Source organism: Streptomyces sp. CA-251247, from assembly GCF_050952975.1.
GTDB classification, from domain to species: Bacteria; Actinomycetota; Actinomycetes; order Streptomycetales; family Streptomycetaceae; genus Streptomyces; species Streptomyces achmelvichensis.
Map to the genome: position 1 here is coordinate 2,508,463 of NZ_CP191861.1, position 20,436 is coordinate 2,528,898.

The following is a 20,436-nucleotide window of genomic DNA, read 5'->3' on the forward strand; positions in this document are numbered from 1 at the left end:
CCACCCATGCTTGCCGGATGCACTCCCTGGCCGTCCGATGTCGCTCAGCGCTACCGCGAGCAGGGCATCTGGCGCGGCGAGACGCTCGGCACGGTGCTGCGCGACGCCGCGCAGCAGTACGGCTCCGCCACCGCGCTCGTGCACGGCGGCCGGCGGATCAGCTACACCGAACTCGACCGCTGGGCCGACCGGCTGGCCGCCGGCTTCCTCGAGCACGGGGTGCGCGCCGACGACCGGATCGTGGTGCAGCTGCCCAACGTGCCGGAGTTCGTGGCGATCTCGTTCGCCCTGATGCGGATCGGCGCGAAGCTCGTCTTCTCGCTGCCCGCGCACCGCGCGACCGAGATCAGCCATCTCGTGGAGCTGAGCGGCGCCACCGGCTACGTCCTCCCCGAGACCCACCGCGGGTTCGACCACCGTGGCCTCGCACGGCAGGTGCAGGCCGGCAGCGACACCCTGCGCACCCTGTTCGTGCTCGGCGCGAAGACCGACGGCTTCGTCTCGGTGTCCGAGCTCGAACTCGCCACCCCCGACGCCGGGCCCCTGCCGGAGCCCGACGCGTCCGACGTGGCGTTCTTCCTGCTCTCCGGCGGGACCACGGCACTGCCGAAGCTGATCCCGCGCACCCACGACGACTACGCGTACCAGGCGCAGCGCGCGGCGGAGGTGTGCGAACTGACGCCCACCGACACCTATCTGGCGGTGCTGCCGATCGAGTTCAACTTCGCCTACGGCTGCCCCGGCGTGATCGGCACGCTGATGTCCGGCGGCACCACGGTGCTCGCCGACACCCCCAACCCGCTGGACTGCTTCCCCCTGATCGAGCAGCACACGGTCACCGTCACCTCGATGGTGCCCTCGATCATGCAGCTGTGGCTGGAGGCCGCCGAGTGGAGCGAGGACGACCTGAGCAGCCTGCGGCTGGTCCAGGTCGGCGGCGCCCGCATGCTGCGCGAGTTCACCGAACGCATCGCGCCCACGCTGGGCTGCTCGCTCCAGCAGGTGTTCGGCATGGCCGAGGGCCTGCTCACCTTCAGCAGGCCGGACGATCCGGCCGAGGCGGTGCTCACCACCCAGGGCAGGCCGATCTCGGACGCGGACGAGCTGCTCATCGTGGACGAGAACGGTGACCGGCTGCCCGCCGGCGGTATCGGCGAGCTGATCACCCGCGGTCCGTACACGCTGCGCGGGTACTACGGCGTGCCCGAGTACAACAAGCGCGCGTTCACCGAGGACGGCTTCTACCGCACCGGCGACCTCGCCCGGCTCACCGAGGACGGTGACCTGGTGATCGAGGGCCGGATCAAGGAAATGATCATCCGCGGCGGCGACAAGATCTCCGCGGGCGAGGTCGAGGACCATCTCCTGGCGCTCGACGGGGTGGCCGCCGCTGCGGTGATCGGCGTACCCGACGAGTTCCTCGGCGAGCGGATCTGCGCCTACGTCGTCGCGGAGGGGCCGCAGATGACGCTCGCCGCGCTCAAGCAGGCGGTCCACGCCCGCGGCGTCGCCGACTACAAGCTGCCCGACGCCGTCCGGTACGTGACCGAGCTGCCGCTCACCCCCCTCGGCAAAGTCGACAAGAAGGCGCTGGCCGCAACAGCCGCGTCCGAGCAGGAAGGCTGACGTGGACAACACCGACACCCGCACCCCGACCGAGCAGGATCTGCGTGAGGTGATCGCTCCGCTGCTCGGCATCGAGCCGGCGGCGATCGAGGCGGACGCCAACCTGGTCGTCCTCGGCCTGAGTTCGCTGGAGATCATGCGGCTCGTCAGCCGCTGGCGCAGGAACAAGGTCCCGGTCGAGTTCGACGCACTCGTCGCCGCACCGACGCTGAACGGCTGGCTCGCGCACTTCGCCGCCGGCGCCGTACCCGCCGCGGCCGAGCCCGAGGTGGCCTCATGAGCGCCCAGTTGATCACCGGCGGCACCGTCTACACGGCGGACGCCGAGGAGAGCGTGCACGCGAACGGCGCCGTCCTGATCGTGGACGGGACGATCGCCGCGGTGGGAGCGGCCGACGAGGTCGAGCGGGCCGTGGCCGCACTCGACCCCGCGCGGAAGACCGGGCTGAAGACGCGCGACGTCCGCGGGATGATGGTGCTCCCCGGATTCGTCAACGCGCACTGGCACGAGATGTTCGCCATGCGCTTCCCGATGCGCGGCGCGCTGCGGCCGGTCTCCGACCGTGACGACGAGGTCGCGTTCATGGGCGGCGGCGGCGACATGCACCAGATATCCGCCACCTTCGACCGGTTCGACGGCCTCATCGAGCAGATGACGCCCGACGAGGCGCAGGCCATCGCCGAGTACTCGATGTGGACGCAGCTGCGCGGCGGTGTCACCACCCTCGGCGACATGGGTTCGCTCAACCGCCCGCACTCGATGGTCGCCGCCGCACAGCGCGTCGGTATCCGCTTCTCCGCGAGCACCTGGGCGAGCGACGCGGTCTGCGCCCCCGACCAGGACCGCTTCGTGCGCACCCGGGACGCCGACGGCATCCTGGCGGACGTGGAGTCGCTGCTGCGGCTGGCGTCCGAGGACACCTCGGGCCGGCTGCGGTGCCGTCCGAGCGTCGCGTACGTCACCAACATGACCGATGAACTGGCGCGTGGCATGGCCGAACTCGTCGCCCGCCACGACACCGGTTTCGCGACCCACGTCGGGGCGCTGCGCAACGAGGTCGACCTGATGCGCAGGTACTACGGCGAGACCGGTGTGCGCCGGCTGGCCGAACTGGGCCTGGTCGACGAGCGGTTGATGGCGGGCCACTGCGCCTTCCTGGACGAGGACGAGCAGAAGCTGCTGCTCGCCGGCCGCGCCCACATCAGCCACTCCCCCGGCAAGTACGGCCCGTCCGGCGAGTCGTCGCTCACCGAGACCGGTGTCGTCCCGGCGCTGCGCCGGCAGGGGCTGGACGTCTCCCTGTCGACGGACGGTTCCTCGATGCCGAGCGCCGGCATCGCCGAGACGATGCGTGCGGCCTGGCAGATGTACAACGAGATGAGCGCCGACCAGACCGAGGTGCTGCCCAGCGACGCGCTGGCGATGGGCACCCGGATCGCGGCCAAGGGGCTGCGCTGGGACGACGCCGTGGGCAGCCTGGAGACGGGCAAGCAGGCCGACCTGGTGCTCGTCCGTACCGACGACTGGCGCTACCTGCTGAACCCGCGGCCGCTGGAGAGCTTCCTGTGGCTGGCCGGTTCGGCCGATGTGGACACCGTGATCGTGGGCGGCCGCACGCTGCTGTCCGGCGGCCGGGGTGTCGAGGTCGACGAGGCCGGTCTCCAGGAGCGCTACCTGGCCGCGCTCGGTTCGTTCACCACCCGCGCCCTGCGGGTGCCCGACGAGGTGGTCGGGCGTGTGCTCGGGCGGTGGACCCGATGACCGGGCCGCTGTCCGGGGTCGCCATGGTGACGGGCGCAGCCGGCGGGATCGGGGCGGAGGTCGTCCGCGCACTGGTGGACGCCGAGTTGCCGGTCGCGCTGATCGACCGCGACGTACCGGCACTGTGGGAGCTGGCGGCCGAACTCGACGCGACCGGCGCCCGGGTGCTCGCGGTCGCGACGGACGTGACCGACAGCGCCGACGTGGACACCGCGGTCGCCAAGGTCGAGGTCGAGCTCGGGCCGATCGAGTACCTCGTCAACGCCGCCGGGGTACTGCGCAGCGGTCCGGCGGCCGAGCTCAGCGACGAGGAGTGGGACACGACCTTCGCCGTCAACGCGGGCGGGGTGTTCCACACCAGCCGGGCGGTCGCCCGGGTGATGGTGCCCCGCCGGCGCGGGGCGATCGTGACGGTCGCCTCCAACGCGGCGGCGACGCCCCGGATGTCGATGTCCGCCTACGCGGCCTCCAAGGCGGCCTCCGCGATGTTCACCAAGTGCCTGGGCCTGGAGCTGGCCGGACACGGCATCCGGTGCAACGTCGTCGCGCCCGGCTCGACCCGCACCCCGATGCTGACCGCCCTCCAGGGCGACGCCGCCGAGCGTGCGTCGGTCGACGGTGTGCCCGCCGCGTACCGCGTCGGCATCCCCCTCGGCCGGATCGCCGAACCCGCCCACATCGCCGACGCGGTGCTGTTCCTGCTCTCCGAGCGGGCCGCCCACATCACCATGCACGACCTGACCGTAGACGGCGGCGCCGCGCTCGGTGCCTGAGCGGACCCGCGAGCAGACCCCCGCGAGAATCCCCCGCGAGAAGAGGACACGACCAGTGGCGATTGCGCCGATCGACTCCTATCCCATGCCGCGGCCCGCCGAACTGCCCGCCAACACCGCGGCGTGGACCGTCGACCCCCGCCGGGCCGTGCTGCTGGTGCACGACATGCAGCACTACTTCCTCGCACCGTTCGCCGAGGGCGGGCTGCGGGCGGAGCTGCTCGACGCCGTCGCCGCGCTGCGCGAGAGCTGTGAGCGTGCCGGTGTCCCCGTCGTCTACTCGGCCCAGCCCGGCGGTATGACCCCCGATGAGCGGGGCCTGCTGCAGGACTTCTGGGGGCCGGGCATGTCCGCGGAGCCCGCGGACCGGGGCATCCCCGACGTCATCGCCCCCGGCGAGCGGGACACCGTGCTCACCAAATGGCGGGCCAGCGCGTTCCACAACAGCGGTCTGCTCGAACTGATGTCCGCGCAGGGCCGCGACCAACTCGTCATCTGCGGCATCTACGCCCACGTCGGCATCCTGCTCACCGCCTGCGACGCCTTCGCCCACACCATCCAGCCCTTCGTCGTGGCCGACGCGATCGCCGACTTCACGCCCGAGTTCCACCGGATGGCCCTTCAGTACGCGGCGACCCGGTGCGCCATGACCGTGCCGGCCGCGGCGGTGCACGACGCGCTCGCGACGGCGTCCACCGTGTCCGTAGGAGACGCCTCATGACCTCCCTCGACGAACTGGCTGCGGGCGGACGAGCGTTCGCCGTGCTGCACCGCCCCGAGAGCGACCGGCCCGATACGGTCGACCTGCTGCTCGGCGACTTCACCGAGGCCGGCACGACGGCCGGCCTGCCGGTCGTCGACGACGGCGCGCCCGACCGTCACGAGACGCTCGTGCTGCTGCCGTACCGGGTGATCGGCGAGCGCGGCTACGACCATCACGACGACGGCGAGCCGCTGCTGGCGATGAACATCCGTGAGCAGTCGCGGCTGCCCGTGGACGAGGTGCTCGACCAGGTACTGGCCTGGCCGATCGAACTCGCCGCGGACGAGGGCACCTTCGACCTCGACGACGAGGCGTACGGAGACCTGGTGCGCCGGGTGCTCGCCGAGGAGATCGGTCACGGCTCCGGCGCCAACTTCGTCCTCAAGCGCACCTACCTCACCGAGATCCCCGACTGGTCGGTGCGCACCGCGCTGGCGTTCTGGGGCCGGCTGCTGCGCGGCGAACCCGGCGCGTACTGGACCTTCCTCGTCCACACCGGCGAGCGGACCTTCATCGGCGCCAGCCCCGAGCGCCATGTGAGCCTCGACGGCGGGGTCGCCGTGATGAACCCGATCAGCGGGACCTACCGCTATCCCGACGGCGGGGCGAGCACGTCCGGGCTGCTGGAGTTCCTCGCCGACAGCAAGGAGACCAACGAGCTCTACATGGTCCTCGACGAGGAACTGAAGATGATGAGCCGGGTCTGCGACGACGTGCGCGTGGTGGGGCCGCGGCTCAAGGAGATGGCCCACCTCGCCCACACCGAGTACCGCATCGTCGGCCGCAGCGACCGCGACGTGCGGGAGATCCTGCACGAGACGCTCCTCGCGCCCACCGTCACCGGCAGCCCCGTGCAGAGCGCCTGCCAGGTGATCGCCAAGATCGAGCCCGCGGGCCGCGGTTACTACGCGGGCGTCGCCGCCCTCATCGGCCGCGACGCGGCCGGTGCGCGGCGGATGGACTCCGCGATCATGATCCGCACGGCGGACGTCGACGCGCAGGGGCGGATGCGGATCGGCGTCGGCGCGACGCTCGTACGCGACTCCGAGCCCGCGAAGGAGGCGGCGGAGACCGCGGCGAAGGCGGCCGGGCTGCTCGACGCGCTGCACCGGATCGCCCGGCGCAGGCGTCCCGCCGGGCACAACGAGCATCCGCAGATCAGAGCGGCGCTCGCCGAACGCAACCGGCCGCTGTCGGACTTCTGGCTCGCGCCCGCAGCGCCCCGCCCGGCCGACCGCGGCCGGCTGCTGATCCTGGACGCCGAGGACACCTTCACCGCCATGGGCGCCCTCCAGCTCCGCTCGCTCGGATTCGACGTCACCGTCCGCCGGTTCGACGAACCGCACCGGCTGACCGGGTACGACCTCGTGGTGCTGGGCCCCGGGCCGGGCGACCCCCGCGAGGAGAACCACCGCAAGATCGCCTATCTGCGGGCGGTGACCGGCTCCCTGCTCAATCTGCGGGTGCCGTTCGTGTCGGTGTGCCTGAGCCACCAGGTCCTGTGCGGACTGCTCGGGCTGCCGCTGCGGAAGCTGGACTTCCCCAACCAGGGCGTACGGCGGACGGTCGATCTGTTCGGCACCGAGGAGCAGGTCTACTACTACAACACCTTCGCCGCACACACCGACAGCGATCTGCTGGAGAGCCCGCTGGTCGCGGACTACGTCGACGTCGCACGCGACCCTGCCACCGGCGAGGTGCACGCCCTGCGCGGGCCCGGGTTCACGTCGGTGCAGTTCCACCCCGAGTCCGTGATGACCCGTCACGGCTCGGCCATCCTGGACAACCTGGTCACCGGCGCGCTCGCTCCGGTGCCTCACAGAGTGGAGCTCACGGCGTGACCACTCCCCTGGTCGGCGTCCCTTCCGTGCAGTCCGCGCCGAGTTGGCGCTCCCTGCCGGCCCGCCAGCAGCCGCAATGGCCGGACGCGTCCGCACTCGACTCGGCCGTTCAGACCCTGGGCCGCAGTCTGCCCCTCGTCTTCCCGCGCGAATGCGACCTCCTCAAGCGCCGGCTGGCCGCCGTCGCCCGTGGCGAGGCGTTCCTCGTCCAGGGAGGCGACTGCGCCGAGTCCCTCGACGCGGCCGACGCCGCCTCCATCGGCCGTACCGTCGCCACACTGCGGCAACTGGCCACGGTGCTCGGCCACGCCATGGCACTTCCGGTGGTCACGGTCGGCCGCCTGGCGGGCCAGTACGCCAAGCCGCGCTCGGCCTCCACCGAGACGAGGGACGGGCTCGAACTGCCCGTCTACCGGGGCGACGCCGTGAACGGCTCCGCCTTCACCGCGGCGGCCCGCACCCCCGACCCCCAGCGCCTCGTCCGCATCTACAACGCCTCCGCCGCCACCCTCAATCTCGTGCGGGCGTTCGGCATGCGCGAGCGGATGGGGGCGGCCGAAGCAGGCGACGGCCTGCGGGAGTTCGCGGCCGGATCGCCGTCCCGCGAGCGGTACGAGGAACTCGTCGCCGGGATCGAGCAGGCGGGCGGGCTCGTCCCGGCCGACGGTGTGCACACCCCCGGCGATCTGTTCACCTCGCACGAGGGTCTGCTCCTGGACTACGAGTCCGCCCTGACGAGGACGGACGTCGACACCGGCAAGCGGTACGCGGTCTCGGGCCATCTGCTGTGGATCGGCGAGCGCACCCGGCAGCTCGACGGAGCCCATGTCGCGTACTTCGCCGGCATCAGCAATCCGATCGCGGTGAAGGTCGGCCCGGGCATCGGCACCGACGAACTGCTGCAACTCATCGACAAGCTGGACCCCGAACGCGATCCGGGCCGGCTCACCCTCATCGTGCGGATGGGCGCCGAGCGCATCCGTGACGTCCTGCCCGACCTGATCGCCAAGGTGACGGCCGAGGGCATCCCCGTCGGCTGGATGTCCGACCCCATGCACGGCAACACGATCGGCGCGCCGTGCGGGCGCAAGACCCGCCGGTTCGACGACGTGCTCGACGAACTGTCCGGGTTCTTCGAGGTGACGAGCGGCCTGGGTGTGCACCCCGGCGGCGTCCACCTGGAGCTGACCGGCGACGACGTGACCGAATGCGTCGGCGGCGCCCCGGGCCTCACCTTCGACGATCTGCCCGACCGCTACCGGTCGCTGTGCGACCCCCGGCTCAACCGGGAGCAGGCGCTCGACCTCGCCTTCCGGCTCGCCGACACCCTCCCCGGCCGCCCGGGCGGCCGGCGGACACCGGCGGCCGGACGCCCCGGAGAGGGGCTCCGGCATGGCTGACACGACCACCGTCGCCGAACGGACCCCCGATACGGGGACGGCCACCGGCACCGGGGCCACCTATCTGTGGCTGCTGCCCGAACACGCCGTCACCACATTCGCCGCCGGCCTCGGCGGCGACCGGCTCCTCACCGAGGAGGAACGGGCCCGCGGGGCACGGCTGGTGACACCCGCCGCCCGGCAGCGGTTCCTGGGCCGCCGGCTGCTGAGCCGGTACGCGCTCAGCGACCGCACCGGCCGTCCGCTCGACAGCTGGCGGTTCACGACCGGACGGTACGGGCGCCCCGAGACCGAACCGGACACCGACGGTGTGCGGTTCAGCCTCTCCCACACCGAAGGCCTGATCGTCTGCGCCGTCACCCACGGCCGGTCGTGCGGCGTCGATGTGGAGGGGACGACGGCCTCCGCCGAGTCGGCGCACTACATCAGCAGGTTCTTCGCCGCCGACGAACTCCTGGAGCTCGCCGCGCTCGACCCCGCGGACCTGGTCGCCCGGGTGGGCGACCTCTGGGTCCTCAAAGAGGCCTATCTCAAAGCACAGGGCACCGGACTGCACCGGAGCCTCGCGGGTTTCTCCTTCGCTTCGCGCGGACCGGCCGCCGGGCGCCGGATCACCGTGCACGACACCGAACAGACCGGCCCGTCCGCCGGCTGGTCCTTCGAACTCCTCCGCCCGACCTCCCGGCACCTCCTCGCCCTCGCGATCGAGGGCGCGCACCCCGGGGCGCTCCACCAGACCTGGCTGACCAGCACCTGAGGGCCGCCTCCGGCCCGAGAAACGACGATGGGAAGACCGATGAACCGAGAACTGGACATGACTGTCGCCCTCTTCCCCGGGCAGGGCGCGTACCGCCCAGGCACCCTCAAGGGACTCTGGGAGCGTGGCGACGACGCCGTGCGCTCCACCTTCGAAGAGGTCGACGCCGTCGCCAAGGACCGGCTCGGCCGCGCGGTGTCGCCGACGGTCTTCCAGCCCTCTCCGCCCAGCCCCGCCACCCTGCTGGAGACCGCCCCGGACACCCTCCAGCTGGCTGTCTTCACCGCCTCCGTCGCCACCCACCGGCTCCTCGCCGAGCGCGGTGCCCCCGCGTCGGTCCACCTCGGCCACAGCCTCGGTGAGATCGCGGCACTGACCTGCGCGGGCGCCTGGGACCTGGCCGACGCGGCCGCGGTGCTCTGCGAGCGCATATCGGTCGTCCGCGAACACGACCGCAGCGACGGGAAGATGCTCGCCCTCGGCTGCGGACGGGGACGCGCCGAGCAGGTGGTGGCGCTGATCGGCCACCCGGATCTCGTCCTCGCGGTCGACAACAGCGCGAACCAGTCCGTCCTCTCCGGTCCCGCCGATCTGATCGACACGGCCGCGGCGATCGCCGGCCGGATCGGCATCACGGCGACGCAGCTGCGCTCACCGCACCCGTTCCACAACCCGCTGCTGGGCCAGGCGCGCCGCCGGCTCACCGAGCGGATCGCCTCCTTCACCAGCCGTCCGCTCGAGGTCCCGGTGTACTCGCCGATTCTGGGCCGGTTCTACCGCGACGGGGACGATCTGGCCGAGCTGCTGGCCCTGCACCTGGTGACGCCGGTCGAGTTCGGCACGTCGATCTCGGCCCTGCACGCGGCGGGAGCCCGGGTGTTCGTCGAGGCGGGCGCGGGCCGTGTGCTGACGGCCCTGGTCGAGCAGTCCCTGCCGGGCGCGCACGTGGTGGCGCCGCTGGCCGGGCGGGACGACGACGAGGGGCTCACCCGCGCGGCCGGTGTGCTGCGCCCGGCCCTGAGCGGAGCCCGGCCGTCGGCCCCGCCGGCCGCCGTCACCGCCGAACCGGGGGCCGCACCGAGCGCAACCGGGGCGCCGGTCACCATCGAACGCGCCGAACTGGCAGGACAGGTACGGGCGTTGTACGCCGAGGCCATGGAGTACCCCGAGGAGGTCTTCACGGACGACGTACTGCTGGAGGCGGACCTCGGTGTCGACTCGGTCAAGCAGACCGAACTGCTCAGCAGGCTCGGTGACCGCTTCGGACTGGGCATGCCGCCCGCCGGGCTGCGGGTCGCCGACTACGACACGTTCGGCAAGGTGGTCGACTTCGTGGCCGCCGGTGCCGCGGACGGCGCCTTCGCGGGAAGCGCGGCGGTCCGGTGAATGACCGACACCCTGTGACCGACGGCGAGTTCGCCGGACGGATCGCCCTGGTCACCGGCGGCGCGGGAAGCGTCGGCCGGGTCGTCGTGGAACGGCTCGCCGAGCGCGGCGCGACCGTCCTGCTGAACTGCTTCCACTCGTACGACTCCGCCAAGGAACAGGCACGTGCCCTCGTCGGCCGCGGTCTCGACGTACGCGTGGTGCGGGCCTCCGTGGCCCGCCCCGCGCAGGTCGAGCGGATGTTCGCGGAGATCGGCGACGAACACGGCCGGCTCGACATCCTGGTCAACAACGCGGCCGCGGGATCCTTCGTCCCCTTCGACGAGATCACCGAGGAACTGCTCGACCGCACATACACCACCAACGTCAAGGGCCCCCTGTGGTGCGCCCGTTACGCGCGCCCGCTGCTCGCCGCGTCCGGCGGGCGGGGTGGCGCGATCGTCAACGTCTCCTCGCTGGGAGCGACGACCACACCCGCCAACTACCTGCCGGTCGGCGTGTCGAAGGCCGCGCTGGAGGCCCTGACCCGCTACCTCGCCGCGGAACTCGCCGAGGACCGGATCCGGGTGAACGCGGCCTCGTGCGGCCTCATCGACAACCCGGTCGGCCAGATGTTCCCGGCCTTCGCGGATGTCCGGGCCAACACGGTCGCGGCGACGCCCCTGGCGCGCCTCGGCCGCCCGGAGGACCTCGCGGAGGTCGTGCTGTTCCTCAGCTCGGAACGCTCGGGCTGGGTGACCGGCCAGACGGTCCTGGCGGACGGCGGGCTGACGCTGCTGCGCTCCGCGATGTCTCCGACGCGGGAGCCGGCGGAGGAGGCTTCCCCGTCGGAGACGGAGACGGTGTCGCCGCCGGTGGACGGCGCGAAGGTGTCGGCGGTGCAGGGAAGTTCGGACACGGTGACGGCCGGGGAAGCGTCGCTGTCTCCGGCGGAGGCTCCCGCCGGTCGGGTCACGAGCCGCACGGCAGCCGACCCCACTCCTGCCCGCCGCGCGGCCACCACCCGCCCCACCACCGTGCCCGAACTCGACGACGAGGAGTTCCTGCCCGCCGGGGAGACCGCCGTCTGCGGTGATGTGCTCCTCCCGGACGCGGCCGCACCAGCCGACTCCGCCGGACCGTCCGACGCAGCCGACGTGTCCGACCCCGCCGACCTCGCCGACCCCGCCGACCTCGCCGACCTCGCCGACGATCCCATCGCCGTCGTCGGCATGGGCATGGCCATCCCCGGAGCGTCCTCCCCGGAGGAGTTCTGGCGGCTCCTGATCGACGGCGCGGAACTCTTCGTCGACGCCCCCGCCGACCGGTGGGACATCGCACGGTTCCACCACGACGACCGCCGCGCGCCCGACAAGACCTACCAGCGGCGCTCGGGCTTCATCACCGGATTCCAGCCGCACGAGAACCTCCGGGCGGAGGGCCTCGCCGACGCCGGGCTCGACCACACCGCGCTCTGGCTGCGGCACAGCCTCCACCAGGCCCTCGACGGCGTACGCCGGACATCGGCGGACCGCTTCTCCTTCTGCGTCGGCTACACCCCCGACGGCAGCCAGCACCTGGAGGAGGCCTTCGTTCTGCGGTCCGCGCTGGACACGCTGGCCGAAGACGGCGACGACGCCCTCGACGGGCCCGTCGGGGACGCCCTGCGGCGTCGGTTCAGCCGCGGCGACGACCCCTCCGCCGCGTATCTCCCCCACCGCGTCGGCCAGGACGCCATGGACGGCATCCTGCCGTCCGGCACCCGGCTGCACATGGTGGACACTGCCTGCTCGTCCTCGCTCTACGCGATGGACCTCGGCGTGCGCGACCTGCTCTCCGGGCAGAGCGACATCGCCGTGTGCGGCGGTTCCTTCGCGCTGGCTCCGAGCGGCTCGATCCTGTTCGCCAAGCTCAACGGGCTCTCCGCGGGCGGTGCCGTACGGGCGCTGGACGCCGGCGCGGACGGTGCGCTGTTCTCGGACGGCGCCGGGCTCGTCGTGCTCAAACGGCTCTCGCGCGCCCGCGCCGACGGCGACCAGGTCCTGGGCATCGTCTCCGCGATCGGTCTGTCCGCCGACGGCCGCGGGAAGGCCATCTACGCACCGGCTCCCGCGGGCCAGGAGCTCGCCGTGGAGCGGGCGTTCGGCCGCAGCGGCCTCGGCCCGGACGACGTGGACTGGATCGTCGCCCACGCCACCGGCACCCCGGCGGGCGACGAGGCCGAGTTCACCAGCCTCGCCCAGCGCTACTCGGGCAGCCGCAGCACGCTGGTGACCTCCAACAAGTCCCTGGTCGGGCACTGCGGTTGGGCCGCCGGTGTCGTGTCGGTGATCCACACCCTGCTGGCCCTGCGCCACGACACGATCCCCGCGCAGTACCGCTTCGAGCGGCTGCCGGACGCGCTCGCCGGACAGGGGGACGGCCTCACGGTGCCGGAGCAGCCGGTGCCCTGGCCGGCCGACGCCCACCGCCCCCGCCGTGCCGCGGTGTCGGGCTTCGGCTTCGGCGGCACCAACGCCCACATGATCATCTCCGAGGATCACCGGAGCACCCGCTCCGGGCACCCGGCGGCGCTTCCCGCGCCGCTCGGCGAGGATCTGGTCGTGGTCGGCTGGTCGTCCCAGATGCCGGGCAGTCCCGAGGCCGACGAGGTCGCGGCTTGGGCGATGGGCGGGTCCGGCGAGGACTTCGAGCCGTCGTTCGGGCCGGCGTACCCCGTACCGCCGTTCCAGGAACTGCGGATGCCGCCGCCCACCGCGCGGACCACCGACCGTACCCAGCTGATGATGGTCCGCTGCATGCAGCGGCTCGACGAGCGGGTACGCGAGCTGTGCCTGCGCCACCACCGGACCACCGGCGTGGTGGTCGGCCACACCGGCGCGACCCGCAACGCCCTGCTCTACAAGACCCGCGCCTATCTCGACGAGATCGGTCACGCGGTGGCCGGGGCGGGTGAGCCGGCCACGACGGCCAAATTCCTTCAGCGCCTGGAGGAACGGGCGACCGGGCTGATCGCCGCACCGACCGAGGACTCGTTCCCCGGCGAGATGCCCAATGTCATCGCGGCCCGGCTGTCCAACTACTTCGACCTGCGGGGACTCAACATCACGGTCGACGCGGGCGAGGCATCGCTCCTGGAGGCGTTCGACGTGGCCGGCTCGTACCTGGACTTCCAGGAGATCGACGTCGCGCTCGTGGCGGGCGTCAACGGAACGGCACTGCCCGGGTGGAACGACACCGCGGGCCGTCGGGCCGCCGAGGGCGCCTTCCTCTTCGTCGTGACCCGCAGGTCCCTCGCCGAGGAGGCCGGCCTGCCCGTGCTGGCCGTCATGGAAAGGAGCGTGGCAGCGTGACCGCCCCGCGCCAGGGTTCCACGACCCTGCTGGGCGCCGAGGGCGCCCGCGAACTGATCGCGTTCCTCACGGCGTCCGGCCCCGTCCGGACACCGTCGGGCGGGACCGCCGTGATCGAACGCGCCGTCCAGGAGGGCGGCCCGGTCCACCGGCTGCGCCTGCGCCACCCGGACGCGCCGCGCCCTGCGACCGAACCAGGGCGTACGAACGCCGAGCAGGCCCCCCGTCCGACCACCGAACCGGCACCGCGTACGAACGCCGAGCAGGCCCCCCGTCCGACCAACGAACCGGCACCACGCCCGACCACCGGACCCGAGCCGGCCGCACCGCCCGAGCCGGCATCCGCCGAGCAGGCACCCCCGGCCGCACCCCACCTCCTCGACCGGCACGTCCTCCGGCTCGCCCCCGCGGCCCGTCCCGCGCCCGGCGGCGGACCCGTGCCGCCGCTCTTCCCGCCCGCCACCGTTGTGCTGACCGACCGTCACACCACCCTGGGCGCACGCGAACTGCACCCCGACAGCACCGTGCTGACACCGCTCCAGGACGAGAGCGTCGAGACCGCCGTGCTGCGTGCGCGGCCCCGGCATGTGCGCGTCCTGGTCGATCTGTCGCAGGAGGATCCGCTCGCCGGGCCCTCCGAGCGGCTGCTCCGACTGCACGACGCGGTGTTCCGTACGGCCAAGGCCTGCGCCGAACTGCCCGACAGGCCCGAGTCGTTCGCCGTCGTCGTCCTCGGCGGCATCGACGCGTCCCGTGTGCCGCATCCCTGCACCGGTCTGTTCACCGGGTTCGTCAAGAGCCTGGCGCTCGAATGGCCCGCCTCCTCGGTGGTGGCCGTGGTCCACGACGCCACCGAGCTGTCGGCGGCCGAGACGGACGCCGCCGCCGAGACCCTGGCCGCACAGATGCTGCCCGTCGTCTCGTTCGCGGGCGGGACCCGGCTCCTGTGGCAGGCCGTCCCGGAGCGGGGGGCCGTCCGGGCTTCCGCCGCCCCGAACGGGTACACCGTCGTCGCGGCGGGCGGCGGTCGCGGTATCGGCGCCGAGCTGCTCACCGCCCTGGCGCGCCGCGACCGGCCCCGGCTCCATGTCATCGGCTCCACCCGGCTCGACTCGGTGACGTCGGAGGATGCCCGGCTGACCCGCAAGGACTTCATCCGCGCGCGCAGCACCGGGCAGGACCGGCTCACCGTGAAGGAGGCGAACGCCGCCTTCGACCGGCTGTCCGCCGCCGTCGAGGTGCAGGCCAATCTGCGCGCCCTGGAGGACATCTGCGGTCCGGACAGGGTCTCGTACCACGTCTGCGATCTCCGTGACCGCGACGCCGTGGACACGGTCGTCGGGCGGATCACGGCGGCCGAGGCGGACGGCGTCGATCTGCTGCTCGACATCGCCGGCACCAACCGCGCCGCGTCGGTGGACCAGAAGAGCCTGGACGACTTCCGTACCGTCCGCGATCTGAAGGTCCGCAGTTACGCGAACCTCAAGGCCGCGTTCGGCGACCGGCAGCCGCGCCGCTGGTGCAACTTCGGCTCGTTCGTCGGCTTCACCGGCCAGACCGGGGAGACCGACTACGGCGCGGCGAACGACTACTTCAACACCGCGGCCCTGCACAGCGTGTCCCGGGGGCTGCGCGAGTTCACCATCGGCTGGACGCTGTGGCGGGACGTGGGCCTCGGGTCGACGCCGATCATGCGTACCTTCCTCGCGAAGAGCGCGCAGTTCACCGCCATGCCCACCCCGGAGGGGATCGACCACTTCCTGCACGAGCTCGACCAGGCCGAACAGAACCCGGTCACCGTGCTGTTCGGCGAACCCGAGCGGGCCGCCATCGAGGCGGCCGTGCCCGGCTATCTGGAGTTCTGCCGGACCGGACCGGTACCCGCCGTGCCCGCGGCCGCCACGGCTCCCGCCCTGCCGGACTTCTTCGTCGACGACATCGTCGACCGGAGCACCGACGGGCTCACCGTGGTCCGCACCTTCAACCAGGAGCGGGACGCCTATCTCCACGACCATGTGGTCAACGGCTACCCCACCCTGCCCGGCACCTTCGTTCCCGAACTCGCCGCGCAGGCCGCCATGCACCTGGTGCCCGGCCGTGTGCCGGCCGTCCTGGAGGACATCCGGCTCGACTCGTTCCTGCGCGTCTACCGGCCGGGCCGCGACGAGACCAAACGCATCACCGCACGTCTCGTCTCCCACGGTCCGACGGAGAGCGTCGTCGACATCGAGGTGACGGGCGACGTCCTGGCCCCGAACGGGCGGCTGCTGGTCAAGGACCGCCGTCACTTCTCCGCGCGCGTACGGCTGCGGGACGAACCGGTCGCGGCGCCGCGCTGGGACCACTGGGACGACCAGGGCGCCGAGCGCATGGCCGACCCGTACCACCTGCCCAATCCGGCCGTCCTGCTGAGCGGGGTGTTCGTCTCCACCGGTGACACCCGCACCCATCCGCACGGCAGGCGCGCCCGCTACACGCCCGACCGGCCCGGCATCGAGCGCTGGTTCTCCGGACTCGTCGTGCCCTCCGTACTGCTCGACGGCCTGGCGCGGGTCTCCGTGCTCGACCGCAGCGACGGCGACTGGACCCCGTTGGCCGTCCCCCGCACCATCCGCCGCATCGATCTCTACGGCGGCCACACCGATGCCACGCTCGCCGCGGCGGGCACCCGGGTCGAGCTCTACTCACTGCCCTCGCGTCTCGACCTGGAGAGCGAGGAGGACAACCGGGCCGTGGCGGTCACCGCGGCCGGAGACGTCGTCCTGCAGATCAAGGACATGACCGGTGTCGTACTCGGCCATGTGAACCAGTCGACCGGCGAGTACCGCGAACGCCGGCGCCCTGCCGAGGAGGCAACATCGTGACCGAGGCACACGAACGGACGACCGCCGCACCGCCGGCACCCGAGGGCGTCTGCCCCGTGACCGGTGCCCGCGCGAAGCAGGTCGAGGGACCGACGAGCTTCCCGCTGTCCTCGCCCGTCATCTCCACCGTGGCGTACGCGTCCGACCCTCCGGGGTACTCGCTGCGCGCCCAGCAGAACCACGGCACCGTGGTGAAGCTGCCGATCCTGCCGCACAATCCGACCGTGCAGCTCTCCGCGCCGGACGCCATCCGCCGGGTGCTCCAGGGCAACGCCGACAACTATGCGCGCGGCGCGTACTACGAGGCGTTCGAACTGTTCATGGGCCAGGGGCTGCTCACCCTCGACGACGGCGACTGGCGCGGCCACCGCAAGGTCGTCAACCCCGCTTTCACCCCGAACGCGATCGCCGCCCGCGGGGCGCAGAGCGACGAGGCCGTCGCCGACCTGCTCGACCGCTGGGCCGAACACGCCCGTGCGGGACGGTCGTTCGACCTCTTCACCGAGTCCATGAAGCTGACCTGCCGGGTGATGGGTCTGGCGCTGGTGGGCAAGGATCTGTCCCAGGACGGCGGAGAGTTCGCGCAGGCCGTCTCGGTCGCCCTGGAGGCGATCTTCAAGAACGTCGGCTCGCTGGACAAGGCGATCCCGTCGTTCGTCCCGACCCCCTACCGCCGCCGTGTCGCGCGCGCCCGGCGCACCCTCGAGAGGGTCGTCGCCGAGGCCGCGCAGAACGTCGATCTCGGCGTGGGCGGCGAAGTGGCCACGCTCATCCGGGAGTCGGACCTTCCCGAGGACGCGCTCTGGGCCGACCTCGTCACGCTGTTCCTGGCCGGCGTCGAGACGACGGCGCTCTCGCTGTCCTGGACGCTCTACGAGGTCGCACGGGACGCGGGTGTGCGGGAGCGGCTGGAGGAGGAGACGGACCGGGTGCTGCGCGGCCGTATGCCCACCGCGCAGGACCTTTCCGAGCTCGGCTACGCGGGCATGGTCGTCGACGAGGGACTGCGGATGCATCCCCCGGTCTGGCAGTTCACCCGTGAGGCGATCGGCGACGACGTCCTCGCCGGCCATCACATCCCGGCGGGGACGCCTCTGCTCGTCTCCGTGTACGGGGCGCACTACAACCCCGAGCAGTGGGAGGACCCGGAGCGCTTCGACCCGGAGCGGTTCCGGCCGGGTGCGTCGCCGGCCCAGGACCGTTCGGCGTACCTGCCCTTCGGCGGCGGACGGCGTCAGTGCATCGGCAAGCGGATGGGTCTTGCGCTGCTCCAGCAGACGGTGGCGGCGGTGTCCGGCAGGTTCCGGCTCTCGCTCACCCGTGACGCGGCCCGCGAGGGTGCGTTCATCACGCTGTTCCCCAAGGGCGGCATCCAGGTGAAGGCCGAGGAGCGCCACCGATGACGACCACCAGCCCCGGGCCGGTGACGGCCCGGACGGCCACCGGGTCCGCGCCCGCCACGGCGCGGACGACCGCCGCCCCGGCCACGGATCAGTGGCCGGCGGTCCGGCCGCACCTCTCCTCGTTCGACCCGGACGCCTTCGTGCGTCCGGTCGACCGGTTCGTCTGGGAGCCGGTCCCCGTTCCGCACACCGGCCCCGCGCCGGACCGTCCGCTGGCCGGCCGCCGACTGCTGCTCGTCGGCGAGTCGGCCGCGCTGGTGGCCGCCGTGTCCACCGAACTCGGCGAGCGCGGCGCCCTGGTCGTGCGGTCCGATCCCGGCACGCCGCTGCGCGCGGAGGGCTGGGACGGCATCGTCGATCTCAATGTGATGGGCGAGACGTACGAACTGGGCGACACCGGCTGGCAGTCGGCGCTCACCCGCACCACCGAGGCGATCCGCGCCGCCTACCGGCGCTGGGCCGACGAGCCGCGCTTCGGGCGCCATGTCTATCTCGCCCTGACCCGGCTCGGCGGGCTCTCGGGCCACGGCGACGGCGAGGTGCCGCAGCCGCTGGGCGGCATCTGGGCCGGTCTCGCGAAGTGCCTGCCGCGTGAACTGCCCGCCGCCGGCATCGTCGTGGTCGATCTGGACCGCGCGGACGCCGGCGCGATCGCGGACGCGGTCGAGCGGGAGTACGTACGGCCGGATCAGTTCGAGGTCGGGTACCGCGACGGTGTGCGTCATGTGCTGGCGGGCCGTCCCGCCCCCGCGTGCACGCCCGGCGGGAGTCCGCCGGGCCCCGGTGACACCGTGCTGATCACCGGCGGTGCGCGCGGTGTCGGATTCGCGGCGGCCCGCGCGTTCGCCGAGTCCTTCGGCTGTCGTGTCGTCGTCACGGGCCGCGGAGAGCGCCCGGAGGCGAGCGAGGTGAACGCCCTCGACGACGAGGAGTTCACCGCCTGGCGCCGCCGCCGGATGTCCGGCGCGCGCACCCCGCAGGACCTCGCCGCCGCCCGGGGCGACATCCGCCGCGCGGACGAGAACCGTACGGTGCACCGCAATCTCTCGCAGGCGGCGGCCGACGGGCTGCGCATCGACTATCTGCGCTGCGACTGCACGGACGCGGGGCAGGTCGAGCAGGCCTTCGCCGCGCTCGGCGACGGCCCGCAGTTCGTGGTCCACAACGCCGGCATCGACGACCCCGCCCGCTTCGACCGCAAATCGGCCGAGTCCGTGGTGCGTACGGTCGACGTGAAGGTCACCGGCTTCGCGAATCTGGTGGCGGCGGTCCTCGCGCGTCCCGAACGGCGCGCCCGGCTACGCCTGTTGAGCAATGTCGGATCGCTCGCGGGCCGGATGGGCGGGATGGTCGGCCAGATCGACTACGCCGCGGGCAACGAGGCGCTCGCCCGGCTCGGCTTCTGGGCGCGTGACAATCTCGGACTGCCGGTGCAGACCCTGTGCTGGCCGACCTGGGAGCGGCTCGGGGTCATCGCGAACTACTCCGCCGCCGTCCGCTACGTCTCCACGCTCGACCCCGGCGAGGGCGCCCGGCGCTGGGTGGCGGAACTCGCCTCCGGCCACACCGACGAGGCCGTGTTCCTGGGCCGGATCGGGGCCGTACTGGCGCCGGGTCAGCTGCGCGGCTTCGGCATGCTGACGGGCCACCCGGATCTGCCGCGGTTGCACGCGCTCGACCATCACCTCGGCGAGGTGGAGGAGTACGAGATCTTCCGGTCCCTGCGCACCACCCGGACATGGGACGCCGATCGGCATCCGTGTCTGTCGGAGGTACGGGTCGACGGCGCCCCGGCGGTCCCGGTCGGCGTGGTCGTGGAGCACGCGGTCGCGGCCGGCGACTGGGTGGTCCCGGAGGGCTGGCCGCTGCTGCATCTGCGGGAGTTGTGCGGGCTGCGCGTACGGCTGGAGGGGCTGCGGTTCACCGGCGGTTCCCTGACCCTGCACCGCGAGGCCCGCGGCGGTCACCGGGACGGCGAGTGGTGCGTGGACGTCACCGTCCGCGACACCGCCGGTGCCGGCATCGCGAGCGTCACCCTCGTCTACGGTCCCGAGCCCGCCGGGCATCCCCCGGTGCGCACCGAGCGGTCATCGCTCGGGCGGCCGACGGGTGCGGGCAGGCTGAGCTGGGCCGACGTGGTGTTCCGCGAGGCCCGGCCGGAGCACGGCGACGAGGGGCTGCTGGCTCTCGATCCGGTCCTGCCGGCCGATCTGTGGACCGTGCCGTTCCCGCCGGAGCCCACCCTCGCCCCGGCGGCGATCGAGACGATCGTGCGCGAGACGGACCGCCGTGCGGTCCGTACGTCGGCGGGCTTCCTGACGATCGGGCGGCTGGTGCTGAGCCCGGGGGCCCAGCGGGTCGACGAGCTGCGGTCCGGTGCCGTGCCGGGGCAGTGGACGGGGCTGCGCGCGGGGGTCGGTGTGCTCCTGGCGGAGGACGTCGGCCTCACGGACTGATGTGCGCCGGCCCGGCGGGTGTGTGACGCCGGGCGGGCAGCGGGCCGCCGGCGCCGCGGCGGGACGGCCCTGTG

At 72.8% G+C, this 20,436-nt stretch carries 13 protein-coding genes; all 13 read left to right on the plus strand.

The features are described 5' to 3' along the window. Positions 1–6: 6 nt before the first annotated feature. From ACQPWZ_RS10980 to ACQPWZ_RS11040, 13 genes are read left to right on the plus strand one after another with little or no spacing between them, the layout of a single operon-like run. Positions 7–1,626, plus strand: a complete 1,620-nt coding sequence (locus ACQPWZ_RS10980; RefSeq protein ID WP_433571226.1) for a (2,3-dihydroxybenzoyl)adenylate synthase — start codon at positions 7–9, stop codon at positions 1,624–1,626. Between the two features lies 1 nt (position 1,627). After that, the gene (locus tag ACQPWZ_RS10985; RefSeq protein WP_356703621.1) at positions 1,628–1,906 is read left to right on the plus strand and encodes a phosphopantetheine-binding protein; all 279 of its coding nucleotides are present in this window, start codon (positions 1,628–1,630) and stop codon (positions 1,904–1,906) included. Continuing rightward, on the plus strand, positions 1,903–3,387 hold the full coding sequence (locus ACQPWZ_RS10990; RefSeq protein ID WP_433571227.1) for an amidohydrolase family protein: 1,485 nt from the start codon (positions 1,903–1,905) through the stop codon (positions 3,385–3,387). Before ACQPWZ_RS10985 ends, ACQPWZ_RS10990 begins: the two co-directional genes overlap by 4 nt. Then, complete coding sequence (locus tag ACQPWZ_RS10995) at positions 3,384–4,160, plus strand: 2,3-dihydro-2,3-dihydroxybenzoate dehydrogenase (protein ID WP_356703623.1); 777 nt, start codon at positions 3,384–3,386, stop codon at positions 4,158–4,160. Before ACQPWZ_RS10990 ends, ACQPWZ_RS10995 begins: the two co-directional genes overlap by 4 nt. 55 nt (positions 4,161–4,215) lie before the next feature. Further along, entirely contained in the window at positions 4,216–4,881 is a 666-nt protein-coding gene (locus ACQPWZ_RS11000; protein ID WP_340472876.1) for an isochorismatase family protein, read from the plus strand. Further along, on the plus strand, positions 4,878–6,764 hold the full coding sequence (locus ACQPWZ_RS11005; protein ID WP_433571228.1) for an anthranilate synthase family protein: 1,887 nt from the start codon (positions 4,878–4,880) through the stop codon (positions 6,762–6,764). The genes ACQPWZ_RS11000 and ACQPWZ_RS11005 overlap by 4 nt, the downstream gene beginning before the upstream one ends. Continuing rightward, positions 6,761–8,164, plus strand: a complete 1,404-nt coding sequence (locus ACQPWZ_RS11010; protein WP_340472878.1) for a 3-deoxy-7-phosphoheptulonate synthase class II — start codon at positions 6,761–6,763, stop codon at positions 8,162–8,164. The genes ACQPWZ_RS11005 and ACQPWZ_RS11010 overlap by 4 nt, the downstream gene beginning before the upstream one ends. Further along, positions 8,157–8,921, plus strand: coding sequence for a 4'-phosphopantetheinyl transferase family protein (locus ACQPWZ_RS11015; protein ID WP_405569288.1), 765 nt, complete (start codon positions 8,157–8,159; stop codon positions 8,919–8,921). Before ACQPWZ_RS11010 ends, ACQPWZ_RS11015 begins: the two co-directional genes overlap by 8 nt. Before the next feature lie 39 nt (positions 8,922–8,960). After that, positions 8,961–10,307, plus strand: a complete 1,347-nt coding sequence (locus ACQPWZ_RS11020; RefSeq protein WP_433571229.1) for an acyltransferase domain-containing protein — start codon at positions 8,961–8,963, stop codon at positions 10,305–10,307. Positions 10,308–10,321: 14 nt separating this feature from the next. After that, the gene (locus ACQPWZ_RS11025; RefSeq protein ID WP_433571230.1) at positions 10,322–13,639 is read left to right on the plus strand and encodes an SDR family oxidoreductase; all 3,318 of its coding nucleotides are present in this window, start codon (positions 10,322–10,324) and stop codon (positions 13,637–13,639) included. Beyond that, positions 13,636–16,503: a KR domain-containing protein gene (locus ACQPWZ_RS11030; protein ID WP_433571231.1), complete on the plus strand. Its 2,868-nt coding sequence runs from the start codon at positions 13,636–13,638 to the stop codon at positions 16,501–16,503. The genes ACQPWZ_RS11025 and ACQPWZ_RS11030 overlap by 4 nt, the downstream gene beginning before the upstream one ends. After that, positions 16,500–17,906, plus strand: coding sequence for a cytochrome P450 (locus ACQPWZ_RS11035; RefSeq protein WP_433571232.1), 1,407 nt, complete (start codon positions 16,500–16,502; stop codon positions 17,904–17,906). Before ACQPWZ_RS11030 ends, ACQPWZ_RS11035 begins: the two co-directional genes overlap by 4 nt. Then, positions 17,903–20,362 (plus strand): SDR family NAD(P)-dependent oxidoreductase, encoded by a 2,460-nt coding sequence (locus ACQPWZ_RS11040; RefSeq protein WP_433571233.1) that lies wholly within the window; start codon positions 17,903–17,905, stop codon positions 20,360–20,362. The genes ACQPWZ_RS11035 and ACQPWZ_RS11040 overlap by 4 nt, the downstream gene beginning before the upstream one ends. Positions 20,363–20,436: the final 74 nt, after the last annotated feature.